The 17,377-nt window shown below is 64.7% G+C and carries 17 protein-coding genes; 12 read left to right on the plus strand and 5 right to left on the minus strand.

Features of this window, described 5'->3' with window-relative positions:
- The first annotated feature begins 78 nt into the window (after positions 1-78).
- The 6 genes from bamA to lpxB all read left to right on the plus strand — a co-directional run bounded on the left by bamA (position 79) and on the right by lpxB (position 6,328).
- Entirely contained in the window at positions 79-2,451 is a 2,373-nt protein-coding gene (gene bamA / locus RSE12_10905; protein ID WRH60918.1) for an outer membrane protein assembly factor BamA, read from the plus strand.
- Complete coding sequence (locus tag RSE12_10910; protein ID WRH60919.1) at positions 2,451-3,068, plus strand: OmpH family outer membrane protein; 618 nt, start codon at positions 2,451-2,453, stop codon at positions 3,066-3,068. Before bamA ends, RSE12_10910 begins: the two co-directional genes overlap by 1 nt.
- An 80-nt stretch (positions 3,069-3,148) precedes the next feature.
- Positions 3,149-3,610: a 3-hydroxyacyl-ACP dehydratase FabZ gene (gene fabZ / locus RSE12_10915; protein WRH60920.1), complete on the plus strand. Its 462-nt coding sequence runs from the start codon at positions 3,149-3,151 to the stop codon at positions 3,608-3,610.
- A gap of 5 nt (positions 3,611-3,615) precedes the next feature.
- The gene (lpxA, locus tag RSE12_10920; GenBank protein ID WRH60921.1) at positions 3,616-4,413 is read left to right on the plus strand and encodes an acyl-ACP--UDP-N-acetylglucosamine O-acyltransferase; all 798 of its coding nucleotides are present in this window, start codon (positions 3,616-3,618) and stop codon (positions 4,411-4,413) included.
- On the plus strand, positions 4,410-5,216 hold the full coding sequence (gene lpxI, locus RSE12_10925; GenBank protein WRH60922.1) for a UDP-2,3-diacylglucosamine diphosphatase LpxI: 807 nt from the start codon (positions 4,410-4,412) through the stop codon (positions 5,214-5,216). The genes lpxA and lpxI overlap by 4 nt, the downstream gene beginning before the upstream one ends.
- Positions 5,213-6,328: a lipid-A-disaccharide synthase gene (lpxB, locus tag RSE12_10930; GenBank protein ID WRH60923.1), complete on the plus strand. Its 1,116-nt coding sequence runs from the start codon at positions 5,213-5,215 to the stop codon at positions 6,326-6,328. The genes lpxI and lpxB overlap by 4 nt, the downstream gene beginning before the upstream one ends.
- A gap of 114 nt (positions 6,329-6,442) precedes the next feature.
- Here lpxB and mnmA read toward each other — a convergent pair whose 3' ends face one another.
- Positions 6,443-7,588 (minus strand): tRNA 2-thiouridine(34) synthase MnmA, encoded by a 1,146-nt coding sequence (mnmA, locus tag RSE12_10935; GenBank protein WRH60924.1) that lies wholly within the window; start codon positions 7,586-7,588, stop codon positions 6,443-6,445.
- Positions 7,589-7,726: 138 nt separating this feature from the next.
- Between mnmA and RSE12_10940 the strand changes: the two genes are divergently transcribed.
- The 5 genes from RSE12_10940 (at position 7,727) to RSE12_10960 (ending at position 13,509) form a co-directional block, all read left to right on the plus strand.
- A complete protein-coding gene (locus RSE12_10940; protein WRH60925.1) occupies positions 7,727-8,005 on the plus strand; it encodes a DUF1153 domain-containing protein in 279 nt (92 codons plus the stop codon).
- An 88-nt stretch (positions 8,006-8,093) separates the two neighbouring features.
- Entirely contained in the window at positions 8,094-8,813 is a 720-nt protein-coding gene (locus RSE12_10945; protein ID WRH60926.1) for a response regulator transcription factor, read from the plus strand.
- 65 nt (positions 8,814-8,878) lie between these two features.
- A complete protein-coding gene (gene ligA, locus RSE12_10950; protein ID WRH60927.1) occupies positions 8,879-11,140 on the plus strand; it encodes an NAD-dependent DNA ligase LigA in 2,262 nt (753 codons plus the stop codon).
- Positions 11,137-13,221: an ATP-dependent DNA helicase RecG gene (recG, locus tag RSE12_10955; GenBank protein ID WRH60928.1), complete on the plus strand. Its 2,085-nt coding sequence runs from the start codon at positions 11,137-11,139 to the stop codon at positions 13,219-13,221. The genes ligA and recG overlap by 4 nt, the downstream gene beginning before the upstream one ends.
- A 153-nt stretch (positions 13,222-13,374) precedes the next feature.
- Positions 13,375-13,509 (plus strand): hypothetical protein, encoded by a 135-nt coding sequence (locus RSE12_10960; protein ID WRH60929.1) that lies wholly within the window; start codon positions 13,375-13,377, stop codon positions 13,507-13,509.
- A 147-nt stretch (positions 13,510-13,656) separates the two neighbouring features.
- On the opposite strand, the gene RSE12_10965 is transcribed toward RSE12_10960, so the two are convergent.
- Positions 13,657-14,109, minus strand: coding sequence for an iron-sulfur cluster assembly scaffold protein (locus tag RSE12_10965; protein ID WRH60930.1), 453 nt, complete (start codon positions 14,107-14,109; stop codon positions 13,657-13,659).
- 66 nt (positions 14,110-14,175) lie between these two features.
- Between RSE12_10965 and hisI the strand changes: the two genes are divergently transcribed.
- Entirely contained in the window at positions 14,176-14,535 is a 360-nt protein-coding gene (gene hisI, locus RSE12_10970; GenBank protein WRH60931.1) for a phosphoribosyl-AMP cyclohydrolase, read from the plus strand.
- A gap of 95 nt (positions 14,536-14,630) precedes the next feature.
- Here hisI and gluQRS read toward each other — a convergent pair whose 3' ends face one another.
- The 3 genes from gluQRS to RSE12_10985 form a co-directional block, all read right to left on the minus strand.
- Positions 14,631-15,470: a tRNA glutamyl-Q(34) synthetase GluQRS gene (gluQRS, locus tag RSE12_10975; protein WRH60932.1), complete on the minus strand. Its 840-nt coding sequence runs from the start codon at positions 15,468-15,470 to the stop codon at positions 14,631-14,633.
- Positions 15,467-16,834, minus strand: a complete 1,368-nt coding sequence (trmFO, locus tag RSE12_10980; GenBank protein WRH60933.1) for a methylenetetrahydrofolate--tRNA-(uracil(54)-C(5))-methyltransferase (FADH(2)-oxidizing) TrmFO — start codon at positions 16,832-16,834, stop codon at positions 15,467-15,469. The genes gluQRS and trmFO overlap by 4 nt, the downstream gene beginning before the upstream one ends.
- A gap of 134 nt (positions 16,835-16,968) precedes the next feature.
- On the minus strand, positions 16,969-17,346 hold the full coding sequence (locus RSE12_10985; GenBank protein WRH60934.1) for a DoxX family protein: 378 nt from the start codon (positions 17,344-17,346) through the stop codon (positions 16,969-16,971).
- Between the last annotated feature and the right edge of the window lie 31 nt (positions 17,347-17,377).

The following is a 17,377-nucleotide window of genomic DNA, read 5'->3' on the forward strand; positions in this document are numbered from 1 at the left end:
AAAGGCCTCAGCCTTTTGACAAGTCCTGCGCTTCCGAGTAGTCAGAGCACAAGACTTTGTTAACGGCGGGGCCAGGCAATGCGGAACACGACAACGGCGTTCGAGACGCAGGCGAAGCCGGAGATGCGTGCGCGCACCGGGGTGATGCGCCCGGCGCTGATTGCCTTTTTCCTTTCCAGCGCGGCCATTTCCGGGCCGTTCCTGACACCCGCTCAGGCACAAAGTTACAGCTTTTCCGGCGTGCAGGTCGAAGGCAACCAGGCCATCGAAGCTGCGACGATCATTTCTTTGGCTGGAATCGGTCGCGGCGAGACGGTGTCTGCCGCCCGTCTGAATGACGCCTATCAGGGAATCGTCAATTCCGGGCTGTTCCAATCTGTCGAACTGGTGCCGCAGGGTGGCACACTGCTGATCCGCGTTGTCGAAAATCCGATGATCAACATCGTGAACTTTGAGGGCAATGCGCGGCTGAAGGATGAGGAACTGGCCGAGATCGCCAAGTCCAAGGGCCGCTTCGTCTATTCGCCGTCGCAGGCCGAGGAGGATGCTGCCAATATCGCCGAGGCCTATCGCCAGCGCGGCCGGATCGCCGCAACGGTGGAGCCGCGCATCATCCGCCGCGACGGCAACCGGGTGGACCTTGTGTTCGAGGTGACCGAGGGCAAGGTGGCCGAGATTGAGCGGCTGTCATTCGTCGGCAACCGGGCCTTCAGCGACCGCCGTCTGCGGCAGGTGCTGGAGACGAAGCAGGCCGGTCTGCTGCGCCAGATCATCCAGCGCGATACCTTCGTGGCCGAGCGGCTGGAACTGGACAAGCAACTGCTGCGCGATTTCTATCTGGCGCGCGGCTATGCCGATGTGCAGGTGCTTGAGGCGACGTCGGATGTTGCGCGCGAACGCGATGCGTTCTTTGTGACCATCTCGATCCGCGAGGGCCAACAGTTCCGCATCGGGCAGGTGTCGACCATTTCCGAAGTGGAAGGGCTGGACGAGGCCGAATTCGCAGCGGTGCAGCGCATCCGTCCGGGTGAGGTGTGGTCGCCGGCACTGATCGACAACAACATCGCGCGGATGGAAAATCTGGCGCTTCGCAAGGGGTTAAACTTTGTGCGCGTCGATCCGCGGATCACGCGGGATGAACGCGGCGGCCTGCTGGACGTGGAATTCGCCATCGTGCGTGGCGAACGGATTTTCGTGGAACGGATCGACATCGAGGGCAACACCACGACGCTGGATCAGGTGGTGCGCCGCCAGTTCCGCACGGTGGAAGGTGACCCGCTGAATGCGCGCGAAATCCGCCAGTCTGCGGAACGTATCCGGACGCTGGGCTATTTCGCTGATGCGCAGGTGAATGCCGAGCCGGGCAGCAGCCCGGATCAGGTGGTGGTCAATGTCGATGTGGAAGAACAGCCGACCGGATCGCTGAGCCTTGGCGCGAGCTATGGCGTGTCGAGCGGGATCGGGTTCAACATCGGCCTGAGCGAGCAGAATTTCCTGGGTCGCGGGCAGGCGGTTGGCGTGTCGTTGACGACTGGCACGGATGCAACCGAAGGCAGCTTCTCGTTCCGCGAACCGGCCTTCCTGGGCCGGGATGTGGCGCTGAAATTCGCGATTTCCTATCGCGAGTCCGACAATGAAAATTCGTCCACCTATGACTCGCGCATCGGTCGGTTCTCGCCCGCGCTGGAATTCCCGGTGGGTGAGCTGAGCCGGCTGGAAGTGCGCTATACCTATCAGGACAGCAAGATCAGCAATGCCCCGGCAACGGCGTCGGACATCATCCGTCAGGACGTCAACCAAGGTGCGGTGGTGACCAGTTCGGTCGGCTATACCTATAGCTATGACAGCCGGATCAGCGGGTTGAACCCCAAGGGCGGCGTGTTGCTGCGCTTTGGCCAAGACTTTGCCGGTTTGGGCGGCGACAGCCAGTATATCCTGACCAGCGCGCTGGCCTTGGCGGAAACCAAGGTGCGGCAGGAAGAGGTGACGCTGCGCGCCATCTTTGAAGGCGGGATGATCAACAGCCTTGGTGGAACGAACAGCCGGATCACCGAACGCTTCTTCGGCAATGGCAAGATCCGCGGCTTTGAGCCGGGCGGGATCGGGCCGCGCGAACTGGGCGCGGGTACGGATAACGAGGCACTGGGCGGCAACATCTTTGCCGTCGCGCGGTTCGAGGCGGATTTCTCGCTTGGTCTGCCGGAAGAATACGGCATCACCGGCGGCTTGTTCTTTGACGTGGGGTCGGTCTGGAGTCTGGATAACGTCAACGGCGGCCTGGCCGGGGCGGATATCGTGGACGACTCGTTGAACCTGCGGTCTTCGGTCGGATTCTCGGTGTTCTGGGAAACGCCGGTCGGGCCGCTGCGTCTGAACTTTGCCAAGCCGTTGATCAAGGAAGATTACGACGTCGAGCAGACCTTCGACCTGACGGTATCGACCAAGTTCTGATGCTGCGCGCGGGCGCAAAGACGGTGCTGGTGACGGCGCTGCTGGCGCTGTGCGGTCCTGTTGCGGTGCCTGCGCAAGCGCAGGAGTCCGACGGGTTGCGCGCGCCGGTGCTGATGCTGGATCGCAACCGGCTGTTCACCGAGTCCGCATTTGGCAAGGCAGCGGAGGCCCGGTTTCAGGCCGACAGCAAGGCCTTGATTGCCGAGAACCTTGCGCTTGAACGCGCGCTGGAAGCCGAAGAGCGCAGCCTGACGGACCAGCGGGCCACGCTGGATGCCGAGGCGTTTCAGGCGCTGGCCACGGCCTTTGACGAAAAGACTGAAGCCATCCGCGCCGCGCAGGACGCAAAGTCGCGTGCCATCACCACCAAGCGCGAGGAGGACCGCCAGCGGTTCCTGCAGGCGGCGGTGCCCGTGCTGGGCGAGTTGATGCAGGAAAGCGGGGCGGTTGCCATTTTTGACAAGGATACGGTGATCCTGTCACTGCGCGGTGTGGATATCACCGACGAAGCGATCCCGCTGATTGATGCCGCCCTTGGGGACGGATCGACGCTGCCCGAAGCCCCCGCACCGGAAGCGGCGCCGGACGGTGCCGATGGCGCGGCCACCGCCCCCTGATCCGGGGGCGCTTGTTTCGGCCTTTTCAAGTTGCTAGTCACGAACGGGTGTCCTGTTTGGCACCCGTGAAGGAGAACCAGATGACCGACAGTCCCGTCACCTCTGCCGACCTCGCCTTGATCCAGCGGATTATTCCGCATCGCTATCCGTTCCTGCTGGTCGATAAGGTGCGCGACATCGTCGTTCCCGAAAGCTGTGTCGGCATCAAGAATGTGACGATCAACGAGCCGCAGTTCACCGGGCATTTTCCCGGCATGCCGATCTTTCCCGGCGTGATGATCATCGAGGCGATGGCCCAGACCAGCGGGATTCTGGTGGGCTTGTCGATGGATCTGGTCGACAAGAATGCGAATGTGTTCTTCATGGGTGTGGATGGCGTGAAGTTCCGCCGCAAGGTGGTGCCGGGGGATGTGCTGGAACTGCATGTCCGGGCCGTCCGGGGCGGGGGGCGCGTGTGGAAATTCGAAGGCCGCGCGATGGTTGAGGGGGAGCTGGCCTGCGAGGCCACCTTCATGGCCATGTTTGACGTGCCGAAGGCGTGACAGATATGACCGTTCACCCCGAGGCGCGCGTCCATCCGTCGAGTGTTGTGGAACCCGGAGCGGTGATCGGCGCGGGCTGCGAGATCGGGCCGTTCTGCGTGATCGGGGCCGAGGTTGTGCTGCATGACCGCGTGGTGGTGAAGAGCCATGCCGTCGTGACGGGGCGCACGGAGATCGGGTCCGAGACCGTGATCTTTCCTTTTGCCACCGTGGGCGAGGTGCCGCAGGACCTGAAATACAAGGGCGAGAAGTCGCGGCTTGTCGTCGGCGAACGCTGCCGCATCCGCGAAGGCGCGACGCTTAACCTGGGAACCGAGGGTGGCGGCGGTGTCACGCGGGTGGGCGATGACGTTCTGATCATGACCGGCGCGCATGTGGGCCATGACGCCCAGATCGGCAACCGTGTGATTCTGGTGAACAACGTGGCCATCGCCGGGCATTGTGTGCTGGGCGATGATGTGATCGTGGGCGGTCTGTCGGGCGTGCATCAATTTGTGCGGATCGGGCAGGGGGCCATCATCGGCGCAGTGACGATGGTGACGAATGACGTGATCCCCTATGGCCTTGTGCAGGCCCCGCGGGGCGAGTTGGACGGGCTGAACCTTGTGGGCCTCAAGCGCCGGGGGGTGGAGCGGGGCGAAATCACCGCGCTGCGCGCCGCCTATCAGATGCTGGCACAGGGCGAGGGGACGTTTCTGGACCGGGCGCGGCGTCTGGGCGAAGAGACGGACAGCGTGCATGTGCGCGAGGTGACGGATTTCATTCTGTCGGCCTCGGACCGGTCTTTCCTGACGCCGAAATGACGCGGACGGCGATCATTGCGGGGCGCGGGGCGCTGCCTGCGGCGCTGGTGGCGGCGTTGCAGGAACGGCCCTTTGTGGCGGCGCTGGAAGGGTTCAACCCTGCCGGTCTGGTTCCCGATTTGGCGTTCCGCGTTGAGAGGTTGGTGCCCTTCCTGCGGCGGCTGGAGGATGAGGGGGTGGCCCGCGTCTGTTTTGCAGGCGCGGTAGAGCGGCCCCGGTTGGATCCGGCGCTGTTCGATCCCGATACCGCGACCATGGTGCCGCGCCTGTTGCAGGCCATGGCGCAGGGCGATGATGCCACGCTGCGCGAAGTGCTGGCGATCTTTGAAGAGGCAGGGTTCGCGTTGGCGGGCGTGCCGGAGATTGCGCCGGATCTGGTGCCGGAGGCGGGCGTTTTGGCCGGGCAGGTGACGGACCGGGATCAGGCGGATGCCAAACGCGCAGCGGCCATCGTGGCGGCGCTGGGGGCGGTGGATGTGGGGCAGGGCGCGGTGGTGCAGCAGGGGCTGTGCTTGGGCGTAGAGGCGCTGCCCGGAACGGATGTGATGCTGGCGGGGGTGGCGGCTTTGCCGCCTGCGCTGCGACCTGCGGGCGCGCGGGGGCTGTTCTACAAGGCCCCCAAGCCGGGGCAGGACCGCCGCATCGACCTGCCGGCGCTGGGGCCGGAGACGGTGCGCCGGGTGGCCGAGGCGGGGCTGGGCGGCATCGCGTTCGAGGCGGGCGGGGTGATCTGCCTGAACGTGCCGGAAATGATTGCCGAGGCCAAGGCGCGCGGCCTGTTCTTGTGGGCGCGGGAGGCATGAAGATCTTCCTCGTCGCGGGCGAGCCTTCGGGCGACCGTCTGGGCGCGGCGCTGATGGCGGGATTGCAGCAATTGTCGCCGGGGGCGGAGTTTGCCGGCGTCGCTGGGCCCTTGATGCAGGCGCAGGGGATGGCGTCGCTGTTTCCAATGGATGAATTGTCGGTCATGGGCATTGCTGAGGTGCTGCCCAAATACCTGCATCTGAAACGGCGCATCCGTGAGGTTGCAGAGGCCGTGATTGCCAGTGATGCGGCGGCGCTGGTCACCATCGATTCCCCCGATTTTGGGCTGCGGGTGGCGGCCTTGGTCAAAGCCGCGCGTCCCGCGCTGCGGACGATCCATTATGTGGCACCGTCTGTCTGGGCCTGGCGGCCGGGGCGGGCGGCCAAGATGGCGCGCCATGTCGATCACGTGCTGGCGCTGTTGCCGTTCGAGCCGCCCTATATGACAGCGGCGGGCATGACCTGCGATTTCGTGGGGCATCCTGTGGTGGCCGAGACGCTGGCCTCCGACACGGAGCGTGCCGCCTTTGCGGGAGAGGGGCCATTGGTTCTGGCCCTACCCGGTTCGCGCCGGGGCGAGGTGGCGCGGATCGCGCCCGTGCTGGGCGAGGTGGTAGCGCGGTTGGCCGCCCGCCATCCGGGCCTGCGCGTGGCGCTGCCCACGGTGCCGGGGGTGGCCGGGCTGGTGCGTGAAGTGACGGCGGGGTGGGCCGTGCAGCCGCAGATCATCGAGGAGGCGGGTCTGAAGCGCGGGGCCTTTGCCACGGCGGATGTGGCGATTGCCGCGTCGGGCACGGTGTCGCTGGAACTGGCGGCCAATGGCTGCCCGATGGTGATTGCCTATGACATGCACCCGCTGACCCTGTGGCTGATGCGGCGGGCGGCGCTGATTGACACGGTAACGCTGGTCAATCTGGTGTCTGAGACACGGGTGGTGCCGGAATTCATCGGAGACCGTTGCCGCGCCGATCTGATTGTTCCGGCAGTGGAAGCGGTGCTGGCCGATCCATCAGCGCAGGATGCTGCGATGCGGGTGACGATGGAACTGTTGGGCAAAGGCGGTGAGCCGCCCGGGCTTCGGGCGGCGCGGTCGGTGTTGGCGGCGTTGTGAACTGCACCTGCCACGCGCCAAGATTTTTCGGGAAAAATCTTGGCGCAAACAACACCAGAATTTTTCAGGAAAAATTCCGGTGCGGTACGGCTTGAAACTTTTCAGTGAAAAGTTTCAGGCCTGGCGGCCTTTCCAGATCCAGCCGCCGCCAAAGACGCGGGTGCCTTCGGGTGCGTAGAAGACGCAGGCCTGGCCCGGGCTGACGCCGTCTTCGGGGGCCAGCAATTCCACCTCGGCCTCCGTCTCGGACAGGGGCCGGATCACCGCCGGGCGCGGTGGGCGGGTCGAGCGGACCTTGACGTTCAGGTGCCATTCCGGGCGGCTGGTCAGGGGCGCATCGCCCAGCCAGTTGATTTCGCGCAGCGGGATGGTGCGGGTGGACAGCGCCTCTTTCGGGCCGACGATCACGCGGCGGCTGACGGGATCAAGCCGGACCACATAAAGCGGGTCTTCCAGTCCGCCGATGCCCAGCCCCTTGCGTTGGCCGATCGTGTAGTGGATCACGCCGCGATGCTGGCCCAGGATGTTGCCGGCCAGATCGACAATCTCGCCCGGATCAGCCGCGCCGGGGCGCAGTTTTTCAATCACGGCGGCGTAGTTGCCGTTGGGGACAAAGCAAATGTCCTGGCTGTCGGGCTTGTCGGCGACGGGCAGGCCGTAACGGGCGGCAAGCGCGCGCGTTTCCGCCTTGGAGGCCAGATGGCCAAGCGGGAAGCGCAGGTAGGAGAGTTGTTCCGACGTGGTGGAAAAGAGGAAATAGCTTTGATCGCGGTTCGGATCGGTGGCCATGTGAAGTTCCGGCCCGCGCGCGCCCATCATGCGTTGGATGTAATGGCCTGTTGCCATGCAGTCGGCATCCAGATCCTTGGCGGTGGCCAGCAGATCCTTGAACTTTACCCGTTCGTTGCAGCGGATGCAGGGAACAGGGGTGGCACCCGCCAGATAGGCATCGGCGAATTCTTCGATGACCGCCTCGCGGAAGGTGTTTTCATAATCGAGCACGTAATGCGGAAAGCCCATGGTTTCGGCCACGCGGCGGGCATCGTGGATATCGCGTCCCGCGCAACAGGCCCCCTTTTTGGCCAGCGCCGCGCCGTGATCGTACAACTGCAGGGTGACCCCCACGACATCATAGCCCTCTTCCGCCAGCATCGCGGCCACGACCGAGGAATCGACGCCACCCGACATGGCGACAACCACGCGGGTGTCGGCGGGGGCCTTGGGCAGGCCCAGGGAATTGAGCGGTTGATCAAGCGGCATCGGACTAGCTTTCGAGGGCGGGAAGCCGTTGCATTACAGGAAAAGGGGGCCGGGCCACAAGGGCCTGCGCCTCGGCGGGCGTTCAGCAAGGATTAAGGAACTGGCGCGATAGTGCGGGCTAAACAAAGGAGGCTTGCCATGTATATCAAGCGTGTTTCTGGCCCGCGCCATGTGACGCTGCCGGATGGAACCATCCTGACCCGGGCCGATCTGCCGCCCGCCGACACCCGCCGTTGGGTGGCGCGGCGCAAGGCGGTGGTGGTGCAGGCGGTTGCCCATGGATTGCTGGCCCGGGATGAGGCACTGGAACGATATGACCTGACGGATGAGGAGTTCGGTCTGTGGGAAACCGCCATCCGCAGCCATGGTGAGGCTGCCCTTCGGGTGACGAAGATCCAGCAATATCGTCAATTTTAAGTTGTCTTTCTTTCAAATGCTGGCATAGTAATATTTGTTTAATGAGTGGTCTGCAAAGTCGTTCTTATGCGACCTTACGGAGTGTAAAATGCGAGTACTTCTGGTTGAAGACGATCCCGCGACGTCGCGGAGCATCGAGTTGATGCTGACACATGCCAATCTGAACGTCTATTGCACCGATCTGGGCGAAGACGGGATCGATCTGGCGAAACTTTACGATTATGACCTGATCCTGCTGGACCTGAACCTTCCTGACATGAGCGGGCATGAGGTTCTGCGCCAGCTGCGCCTTGCAAGGATCGAGACACCGATCCTGATCCTGTCCGGGTCCGACGACACGGATAACAAGATCCGCGGCTTTGGCTTTGGCGCGGATGACTACATGACCAAACCCTTCCATCGTGAGGAATTGATCGCGCGGATTCACGCGATCATCCGCCGGTCCAAGGGGCATTCGCAATCCATCATCCGCACCGGTCAGGTGAATGTGAATCTGGATGCGAAATCGGTCGATGTGGGGGGCAAGAGCGTGCATCTGACGGGAAAGGAGTATCAGATTCTGGAACTCCTTTCCCTGCGCAAAGGCACGACGCTGACCAAGGAAATGTTCCTCAACCATCTGTACGGCGGGATGGATGAGCCGGAACTGAAGATCATCGACGTCTTCATCTGCAAGCTGCGCAAGAAGCTGGCCGAGGCGACGGGGGGTGACAATTACATCGAAACCGTCTGGGGGCGCGGCTATGTGATGCGCGATCCTGTGCCGGAAGTGGCGCATCGCCGCGTGTCCATCGCGGCGGCAAGCTGAACGGCTGAGGCTGGACTGTCCTGTGGTCGCCCCCTAAACCTTTGGGGGCGATCACGGGGGCTGTCATGGCGGCGGAAATGGATGTCGGGCAATTGAGCGAGGCCGAGGCACGGCAGGAACTGGCGCGGCTGGCCAGTGCAATTGCAGCGGCGAATGAGGCCTATCACAGGCTGGACGCGCCCGAGATTTCGGACGCGGAATATGACGCGCTCAAGCGCCGCAATGCCGAGGTTGAGGAGCGGTTTCCCCATCTGAAGCGGGGCGACAGCCCGTCAGATCAGGTGGGCGCGGCAGTGGCGGACGGGTTCGGCAAGATCCGCCATGAGGTGCGGATGCTGTCGCTGGAGAACGCGTTCGAGACGGATGATGTGGTCGAATTCGACGCGCGGGTGCGCAGCTTTCTGGGCGCCGGGCCGGGGGCTGGGTCAGGCATCGCCTATACGGCGGAGCCGAAGATCGACGGCCTGTCGCTGAGCCTGCGCTATGAGGGCGGTCGGCTGGTACAGGCCGCCACGCGCGGCGATGGCGAGGTGGGCGAGAATGTCACCGACAATGCCCGCACGATTGCCGATATCCCGCAAACGCTGAGCGATGCACCAGCCGTTTTGGAGGTGCGGGGCGAGGTATACATGTCGCATGCCGATTTTGCCGCGCTGAACGCGCGGCAGGCGGCGAAGGGCGACAAGATCTTTGCCAATCCGCGCAACGCAGCGGCGGGGTCGCTGCGGCAGTTGGATGCCACGATCACGGCGGCGCGGCCCCTGCGGTTCTTTGCCTATGCCTGGGGGGCGCTGTCGGCACCTTTGGCGGGTTCGCAATTTGGTGCAATTGAACGGCTTAAGACATTGGGGTTTCAGACAAATCCGCTGACCGTTCTTTGCGCAGGGCCAGAGGAGATGCTGGTCCACTACCGCAAGATTGAGGCGCAGCGGGCGACCTTGGGCTATGACATTGACGGGGTGGTCTACAAGGTGGATGACCTTGCGTTGCAGGCGCGGCTTGGGTTCCGATCGACCACGCCGCGTTGGGCGATTGCGCATAAATTCCCGGCCGAACTGGCCTGGACGCGGCTGGAGGCCATCGACATTCAGGTGGGCCGCACCGGGGCGCTGTCGCCCGTGGCGCGGCTGACGCCGGTCACGGTGGGGGGCGTGGTCGTATCCAACGCCACGTTGCACAACGAGGATTACATCGCCGGGCGGGATTCGCGGGGCGAGGTGATCCGGGGCGGCAAGGATATCCGCGTGGGCGATTGGGTGCAGGTTTACCGCGCCGGGGATGTGATCCCGAAGATTGCAGATGTCGATCTGGCGCAGCGGCCTGCGGGGGCGGTGCCCTATAGCTTCCCTGCGGTTTGCCCGGATTGCGGATCGCCCGCCGTGCGGGAAGAGGGGGATTCCGTGCGCCGCTGCACCGGGGGCCTGATCTGCCCGGCGCAGGCGGTGGAGCGGCTGGTGCATTTCGTGGGTCGTTCGGCGTTCGACATCGAAGGTCTGGGGCGCAAGCAGATTGAGATGTTCTTTGCCGATGACATCCTGCCCGTGCGCGAGCCTGCGGACATCTTTACCCTTGCCGCAAGAGATGCCGCCAACCCGTTGCAGAAGCTGAAGAATCGTGACGGGTTTGGCGACAGATCGGTGACCAATCTTTGGGCCGCGATTGACGAGCGGCGGCGCATTGCGCTGGCGCGGCTGATCTTTGCGCTGGGGATGCGCCATGTGGGCGAGGTCGCGGCGCAGGATCTGGCGCGGCATTATCAAAGCTGGGATGCGCTTGCGGCGGCGGTCGATCTGGCGCGTCCGGCCGCGCTGGCCCATCGCGCAGCGGATGAGGCGGAAGCGGTGGAACGGCAGGCTGCCCTTGCGGAAGGGCGGCGCGTGCGCGCCAAGGAGGCGCGGGACCGTGCGGCCGCCATGCTTGCCGTTCCGGGGGACGCGCAGGTTGCCTGGCAGGAGTTGATCACCGGCGATGGGATCGGGCCGGTGCTGGCGCTGTCGCTGTCGGACACGCTGGCCAACCCGGAGGAGCGGGCGTCGATCGCGCGGCTGGTCGCGCATCTGGAGGTGTTGCCGCCCGAGGCGCGGGCGACGGCCTCGCCCGTGGCGGGGCTGACGGTGGTGTTCACCGGATCGCTGGAGAAGATGACCCGGGCCGAGGCCAAGGCGCGGGCCGAGGCCCTTGGCGCCAAGGTGGCGGGATCGGTCAGCGCCAAGACCGATCTGCTGGTGGCCGGGCCAGGCGCGGGGTCGAAGGCCAAGGATGCCGAACGGCTTGGCGTGAAGATGATCGACGAGGATGGGTGGCTTGCCCTGATCGGGGACGCATGAGCCGCCCGCCCGAACTGTTTCCGCTGTTCGCGGGGTTGGAAACGCTGGAGGGCGTGGGCGAAAAGACTGCCCGCGCCTTTGAAGGGCTGGGGGTGCAGCGGCCCAAGGACCTGCTGTATCTGCTGCCGCATTCCGGGGTGGACCGCGCGCGCAAAGCCAGCGTGCGCGATGTGGTGGCCCCTTGCACCGTGACGGTGGAGGTGGAGGTGGGCGCGCATTTCCCGCCGCGGACCAAGGGCAAGCCCTACCGCGTGATGGTGCGCGATGCAGCGCTGGAATTCATGCTGATCTTCTTTCACGCGCGCGCAGAGTACCTAACAAAGCTGCTGCCCACGGGGCAGAGGCGGCTGATTTCGGGCAAGCTGGAACTGTTCGACGGGATCGCCCAGATGGTGCATCCCGACCATGTGCTGCGGGTAGAGGAAGCGGGGGAGTTGCCGGCATTTGAGCCGGTCTATCCACTGACAGCGGGGGTGACGCAGAAGCTGGTGGCCAAGGCTGTTGCGGGGGCGTTGGCCCGTGCGCCGGATCTGGGGGAATGGATCGACGGTCCGCTTCTGGCGCGCGAGGGCTGGCCCGGTTGGCGCGCGGCGCTGCTGGCGGCGCATGGGCCGCAGGGGGCGGCGGATCTGGCCGCCACCCATCCGGCGCGGCAGCGGCTGGCCTATGATGAACTGCTGGCGCATCAGCTGACGCTGGCCTTGGCACGGGCGACGCTGCGGCGGCAAAAGGGGCTGCCCACAGTGGGGACGGGGGTATTGCAGGCGCAGGTGTTGGCAAGCCTGCCCTATGCGCCCACGGGCGCGCAGACCCGCGCGCTGCGCGAGATTGCGCTGGATATGGAAGCGCCGCTGCGGATGAACCGGCTGTTGCAGGGCGATGTGGGGGCGGGGAAAACGCTGGTGGCCTTCATGGCGCTGCTGATCGCGGTCGAGGCCGGGGGGCAGGGCGCGCTGATGGCCCCGACGGAGATATTGGCGCGGCAGCACCATGAGGGGCTGGCGCCGCTGGCTGCGGCGGCAGGGGTGCGCCTGGAATTGCTGACCGGGCGCGACAAGGGGGGGGAGCGTGTCGCCAAGATGCGCGATCTGGCCGAGGGGCGGATCGGCATTCTGGTGGGCACCCATGCGGTGTTCCAGAAGGATGTGGCCTTTCACGATCTGCGGCTGGCCATTGTGGACGAACAGCACCGCTTTGGCGTGGCGCAGCGGATGGAACTGGGGGCCAAGGGTGTGGCCACCGACACGCTGGTGATGACGGCGACACCGATCCCCCGGTCGCTGGCGCTGGCGAGTTATGGCGACATGGATGTCTCGGTGCTGGATGAAAAGCCGCCGGGGCGAAAGCCCATCCGCACGGCGCTGGTGAGCACGGCGCGGATGGATGAGGTGGTGGCGCATCTGGCGCAAGCCGTGGCCGAGGGGCGGCAGGCCTATTGGGTGTGCCCGCTGGTCGAGGATTCTGAGGTGCTGGATTACGCCAGCGCCGAGGCGCGGTTTCAGCATCTGCGCGCGGCCTTTGGCGATGTGGTGGGCATGGTGCATGGTCAGATGCCCCCCGCCGAAAAGGATGCCGCCATGGCGCGCTTCGTGTCGGGGGTGACCAAGGTTCTGGTGGCGACCACGGTGATCGAGGTGGGGGTGAACGTGCCCAATGCCAGCATCATGGTGATCGAACGGGCCGAGAGTTTCGGTCTGGCACAGTTGCACCAGCTGCGCGGGCGGGTGGGACGCGGGGCGGCGGCATCGACCTGCCTTCTGATGTATCAGGCACCGTTGAGCGAGGGCGGCGAGCGGCGGCTGAAGGTGCTGCGCGACACCGAGGACGGGTTCCGCATCGCCGAAGAGGATCTGGCGATGCGCGGGGCGGGCGATCTGATCGGCACCGCGCAATCGGGGTTGCCCCGGTTCCGCGTGGCCGATCTGGAACGGCAGGGCGCGCTGATGGCGATTGCACAGACGGATGCGCGGCGGCTGTTGGCCGATGACCCGGACCTGAGCACCCCGCGTGGGCGCGCGGCGCGGCTGCTGCTTTGGCTGCTGGATCAGGACCGGGCGATCCGGTTGATTTCGGTCGGATAAGGGCCTTCTTCCCCGAAATCGGCTTGCCGAACTTACGGCCCTGCCACACTTCCAGCACGTCTGAGGGTGGGCGTGTTCCCCCTATGATCTCAAATGTTCTTAAAAAGTTCTTTACAGGCCCGCCGGAATATGAGAACAAATGAGCAACGAAGCATGGAGGTGACGATGTTGACCGAAATCAAGGATATTCTGGCCCGTTCGCGCGCCACGTTGGTGGAAGACACGATTGGTGTCGTGTCGTTGTTCACCCTGCTTTTTGCCTGCCTGCACCTGTTCGGCACGGCCTGACGTTTTCTGCCTGCGCTCCGTTTCCCGGCCGTGCCTGTCCCCAAGCGGCACGCGGATGACAGCCCTGCCATTCGCCACCGGAACGAAACGCCACTGCCGCCGCCGTCGCAAGACGTGCGGCGGTTTTTTCATTCTTGGGGAAAAGCGTCAGCCCGCCGCGCTGGCCTTGGCGGCCTGATCCATCGCGTCCAGCGTCGCATCCAGCGCCAGCAGGATTGAGGCATGGCGATTGGCATAGTCGCGGGCGGGCAAAAGCACCTCGAGCCCGTCAAACGGGGCGTGCGGCACCGGGCCACCGCGTTTGAGCATCGCTTCCAACTCTGTGCGGGCCTGCGCCACCTGTTCACGGGTGCAACCGATCAGCACGCGGCCCGTGACCGAGGCCGAGGCCTGACCCAGGGCACAGGCCTTGACGTCCTGGCCGTAGCTGGCAATGCGGTCGCCCGCCATCGTCAGATCCACGGTCACGGTCGATCCGCAAAGCGGTGAGCGTTTGCGGGCGGTCCCTTCGGGGGCGGGCAGGCGGCCGTGATGCGGGATATCCGCCGCCAATTCGAGGATGCGGCCCGAATAGAGCTTGACCAGATCGCTGTCGCTCATGCCTTTTCCTCCGGCGTTGCATCCCTTAGATAGACCCGTCCACCGCCTCTGCCAAGGAGAAGGCCCGTGAGCTTTGATGCCGCAAGCCTAAAGTATGATGCCAATGGCCTGATCCCCTGTATTGCGCAGGATCATGCGACGGGCGAGGTGTTGATGATGGCCTGGATGAATGCCGATGCCGTGGGGCAGACGCTGGAAACCGGGCGGGTGACCTATTGGAGCCGGTCGCGGGCGGCGTTCTGGGTGAAGGGCGAAACATCGGGCCATGTGCAGCGGCTGGTAGAGTTGCGGGTGGATTGCGACCGGGATTGTCTGCTGGTGCAGGTGGATCAGACGGGGCCCGCCTGCCACACGAACCGGCGGTCGTGCTTTTACACGGCGGTGCGGGACGGGGCAGAGGTGGTGCTGACGGAGCCGATGGAGTGACGGAAGGAAGGGGGCGCTCGCGCCCCCTCTTGGCGCGTGCCGCGCCAATTCACCCCCTGAGGATATTTCAACAGAGAAGAGAGCCGCGGCGGGGGCTAGAGGCCGACCATGCGGCGGATGTCTTGCGGCTTGGCGCCTTCGGCCCGGTATTTCGTGATGGCGCGGGCGTCGTCGCGTTTGGCGAGGCGCTTGCCGTTCTCGTCCCGGATCAGGCGATGGTGGTGGTAGGTGGGGGTGGGCAGGCCGAGGAGGCGCTGCAGGATCACCTGCACCGGGGTGAAATCGAACAGATCTTCGCCCCGGATCACATGGGTGATGCCTTGGTCAGCGTCATCGAAGGCGGAGGCGAGGAAATAGGCGACGATATCCTCTCCTTTGCGGGACAAAACCACGTCGCCGATCAGGGCGAGGGCGGTTTTTTGGTCGATCTGATGGGTGCCTTGATGGGCAGGGCTGGTATCCGTGAAGGTGAGCGGTTCGCCTGAAAGCGCGTCAAATGCCGTTGCGAGGTTCAGGCGCAGGGCATCGCCCGGTTGGCGGCTTTCCATGCTGCGGTGGCGGCAAGTGCCGGGATAGACTTGGAAGGCCACCCCTTCCTGTGGGGCCGACAGCGCGGCGCGAATGTCGGCTCGGGTGCAGGAGCAGGGGTAGAGAAGGCCACGTTCCGCCAGCGGTTTAAGGCGGGCGTTGTATTGTGCGATCTTGTCGGATTGGCGGTGGATCGGGCCATCCCAGGTGAGGCCGAGCCAAATGAGATCATCTGCGATCTGCGCCTCCCATTCCGGGCGGCAGCGGTCCAGATCGGTATCCTCCATCCGCAGCAAGAAGGCACCGTTTGCAGCGCGGGCCATGTCATGCGCGAGAAGGGCGGAATAGGCATGGCCCAGATGCAGCGGCCCGGTGGGCGAAGGGGCAAAGCGGGTGCGCAGCATCATTCGGCGGCGGGTTGGTGTTCCATGGCTGTCTGATCCGCGAGCCAGCGAGTGAAGCTGTCCTTGGCGCGGTCGGTATAGGCCTTGTAGCGGTCTTTGCGGCCTTTGCGCCCGCCCTTGGCATCAATCGGAGGGAAAAGGCCGAAATTCACATTCATCGGCTGGAAGGTCTTGGCATCCGCGCCGCCGGTGATGTGGGTGATCAGCGCGCCCATGGCGGTATCGGGCGGGGGCGGAGGCAGGTGGCGGCCCTGAAGCTCGGCGGCGGCCATGCGGCCAGCGAGCAGGCCCATGGCGGCGGATTCGACATAGCCTTCCACGCCCGTGACCTGCCCGGCAAAGCGCAGGTTGGGGCGGGACTTCAGGCGCATCTGATCATCCAGCAGGGTGGGTGAGTTGATGAAGGTGTTGCGATGGATGCCGCCAAGTCGCGCGAAAGATGCCTCATGCAGACCGGGAATCATTTTGAAAACAGCGGTTTGCGCGCCGTATTTCATCTTCGTCTGGAAGCCCACGATGTTGTAGAGCGTGCCCAGCTTGTTGTCGCGGCGCAGCTGTACCACGGCATAGGGTTTCACGTCGGGGCGGTGCGGGTTTGTCAGCCCCACGGGTTTCATCGGGCCGAAGCGGAGGGTTTCGCGCCCGCGTTCGGCCATCACCTCGATCGGCAGGCAGCCGTCAAAGTAACCTGCCGTCTCGCCTTCGTGGAATTCGGTTTTGTCGGCGGCAAGCAGGGCGTCGATAAAGGCCTCATACTGCGCCTTGTCCATCGGGCAGTTCATATAGGCGGTCTGTTCTTCGGCGGTTTCGCCCTTGTCATAACGCGACTGCATCCAGGCGACCGACATGTCGACGGATTCTGCATAGACGATGGGGGCGATGGCATCGAAGAAGGCGAGGCTGTCGGCCCCGGTGGCCGCGCGGATGCTGTTGGCCAAAGTGGCAGAGGTGAGCGGGCCGGTGGCGATGATCCAATGGCCGGTGCTGGGCAGTTCGGTGATCTCGCCCGGCTCGACCGTGATCAGGGGATGGGCGTGCAGGCGGGCGGTGACGGCCTCGGCAAAGGGATCGCGGTCCACGGCCAAGGCACCGCCTGCGGGCAGGCGGTGGGCGCGGGCGGTTTCCATGATGATGCCGCCAGCCGCGCCCATTTCCCAATGGAGCAGGCCAACGGCATTGCGTTCGTCATCATCGGAACGGAAGGAATTGGAACAGACCATCTCGGCCAGGCTGCCGGTGCGATGGGCGAATGTGCCGACATGGGGGCGCATTTCGTGGATGACCACGCGAATGCCCTGCTGGGCGGCTTGCCAGGCGGCTTCGGCCCCGGCCATGCCACCGCCGATGATGTGGAGTGTGTCTGTCATGGGGTGGATTTAGGCGCAAATGGCGCGGTTGGAAAGGGTGTCGGCGGTGGGCGCCCCTTTTCCAAGCCCTCGCCCCCGAGGTGGGGGAGAGGGGAAGGTCGTTCCCCCGGCACAGGGCCGGGGGTGAAAGGGCATTATGCCTTGTCGACGGCGTAGCGACCGGGGCCGTGGATGGCGAACATCAGAAGACCGCCCGCGATGGCAAGGTTCTTGAGGAACATGGCCATTTGCATCTGGTCTGCCGGGGCGAAGTGGTAGAGCAGGCCTGCGACCACGCAGAAGGCGGCGGTGGCCAATGCGACGATGCGGGTCTGGTAGCCCACGATCAGCAGTGCGCCGACGGCGAGTTCAAAGATCACCGCAGGCCAGGCGAGGAAGGCGGGCAGGCCGCCCGAGGCGAGATAGCCGGAGAAGCCAGCGACATCGCCCAGCTTGCCCAGACCTGCGAGCAGGAAAAGAAGGCCGATCAGTACGCGGCCCACCAGCGGGCCAAAAGTGTTAAGTGCTTGCATCGTTTGGGTTCCTGTCCCTGTGTACCGAATA

The sequence above is a fragment of the Fuscovulum sp. genome (assembly GCA_035192965.1).
Classification (GTDB): domain Bacteria; phylum Pseudomonadota; class Alphaproteobacteria; order Rhodobacterales; family Rhodobacteraceae; genus Paragemmobacter.

Coding starts and splice junctions, on each gene's coding strand:
- bamA (WRH60918.1), top strand. CDS start 79: ATGCGGAACACGACAACGGCGTTCGAGACGCAGGCGAAGCCGGAGATG.
- RSE12_10910 (WRH60919.1), top strand. CDS start 2,451: ATGCTGCGCGCGGGCGCAAAGACGGTGCTGGTGACGGCGCTGCTGGCG.
- fabZ (WRH60920.1), top strand. CDS start 3,149: ATGACCGACAGTCCCGTCACCTCTGCCGACCTCGCCTTGATCCAGCGG.
- lpxA (WRH60921.1), top strand. CDS start 3,616: ATGACCGTTCACCCCGAGGCGCGCGTCCATCCGTCGAGTGTTGTGGAA.
- lpxI (WRH60922.1), top strand. CDS start 4,410: ATGACGCGGACGGCGATCATTGCGGGGCGCGGGGCGCTGCCTGCGGCG.
- lpxB (WRH60923.1), top strand. CDS start 5,213: ATGAAGATCTTCCTCGTCGCGGGCGAGCCTTCGGGCGACCGTCTGGGC.
- mnmA (WRH60924.1), bottom strand. CDS start 7,588: ATGCCGCTTGATCAACCGCTCAATTCCCTGGGCCTGCCCAAGGCCCCC.
- RSE12_10940 (WRH60925.1), top strand. CDS start 7,727: ATGTATATCAAGCGTGTTTCTGGCCCGCGCCATGTGACGCTGCCGGAT.
- RSE12_10945 (WRH60926.1), top strand. CDS start 8,094: ATGCGAGTACTTCTGGTTGAAGACGATCCCGCGACGTCGCGGAGCATC.
- ligA (WRH60927.1), top strand. CDS start 8,879: ATGGCGGCGGAAATGGATGTCGGGCAATTGAGCGAGGCCGAGGCACGG.
- recG (WRH60928.1), top strand. CDS start 11,137: ATGAGCCGCCCGCCCGAACTGTTTCCGCTGTTCGCGGGGTTGGAAACG.
- RSE12_10960 (WRH60929.1), top strand. CDS start 13,375: ATGGAGGTGACGATGTTGACCGAAATCAAGGATATTCTGGCCCGTTCG.
- RSE12_10965 (WRH60930.1), bottom strand. CDS start 14,109: ATGAGCGACAGCGATCTGGTCAAGCTCTATTCGGGCCGCATCCTCGAA.
- gluQRS (WRH60932.1), bottom strand. CDS start 15,470: ATGATGCTGCGCACCCGCTTTGCCCCTTCGCCCACCGGGCCGCTGCAT.
- trmFO (WRH60933.1), bottom strand. CDS start 16,834: ATGACAGACACACTCCACATCATCGGCGGTGGCATGGCCGGGGCCGAA.
- RSE12_10985 (WRH60934.1), bottom strand. CDS start 17,346: ATGCAAGCACTTAACACTTTTGGCCCGCTGGTGGGCCGCGTACTGATC.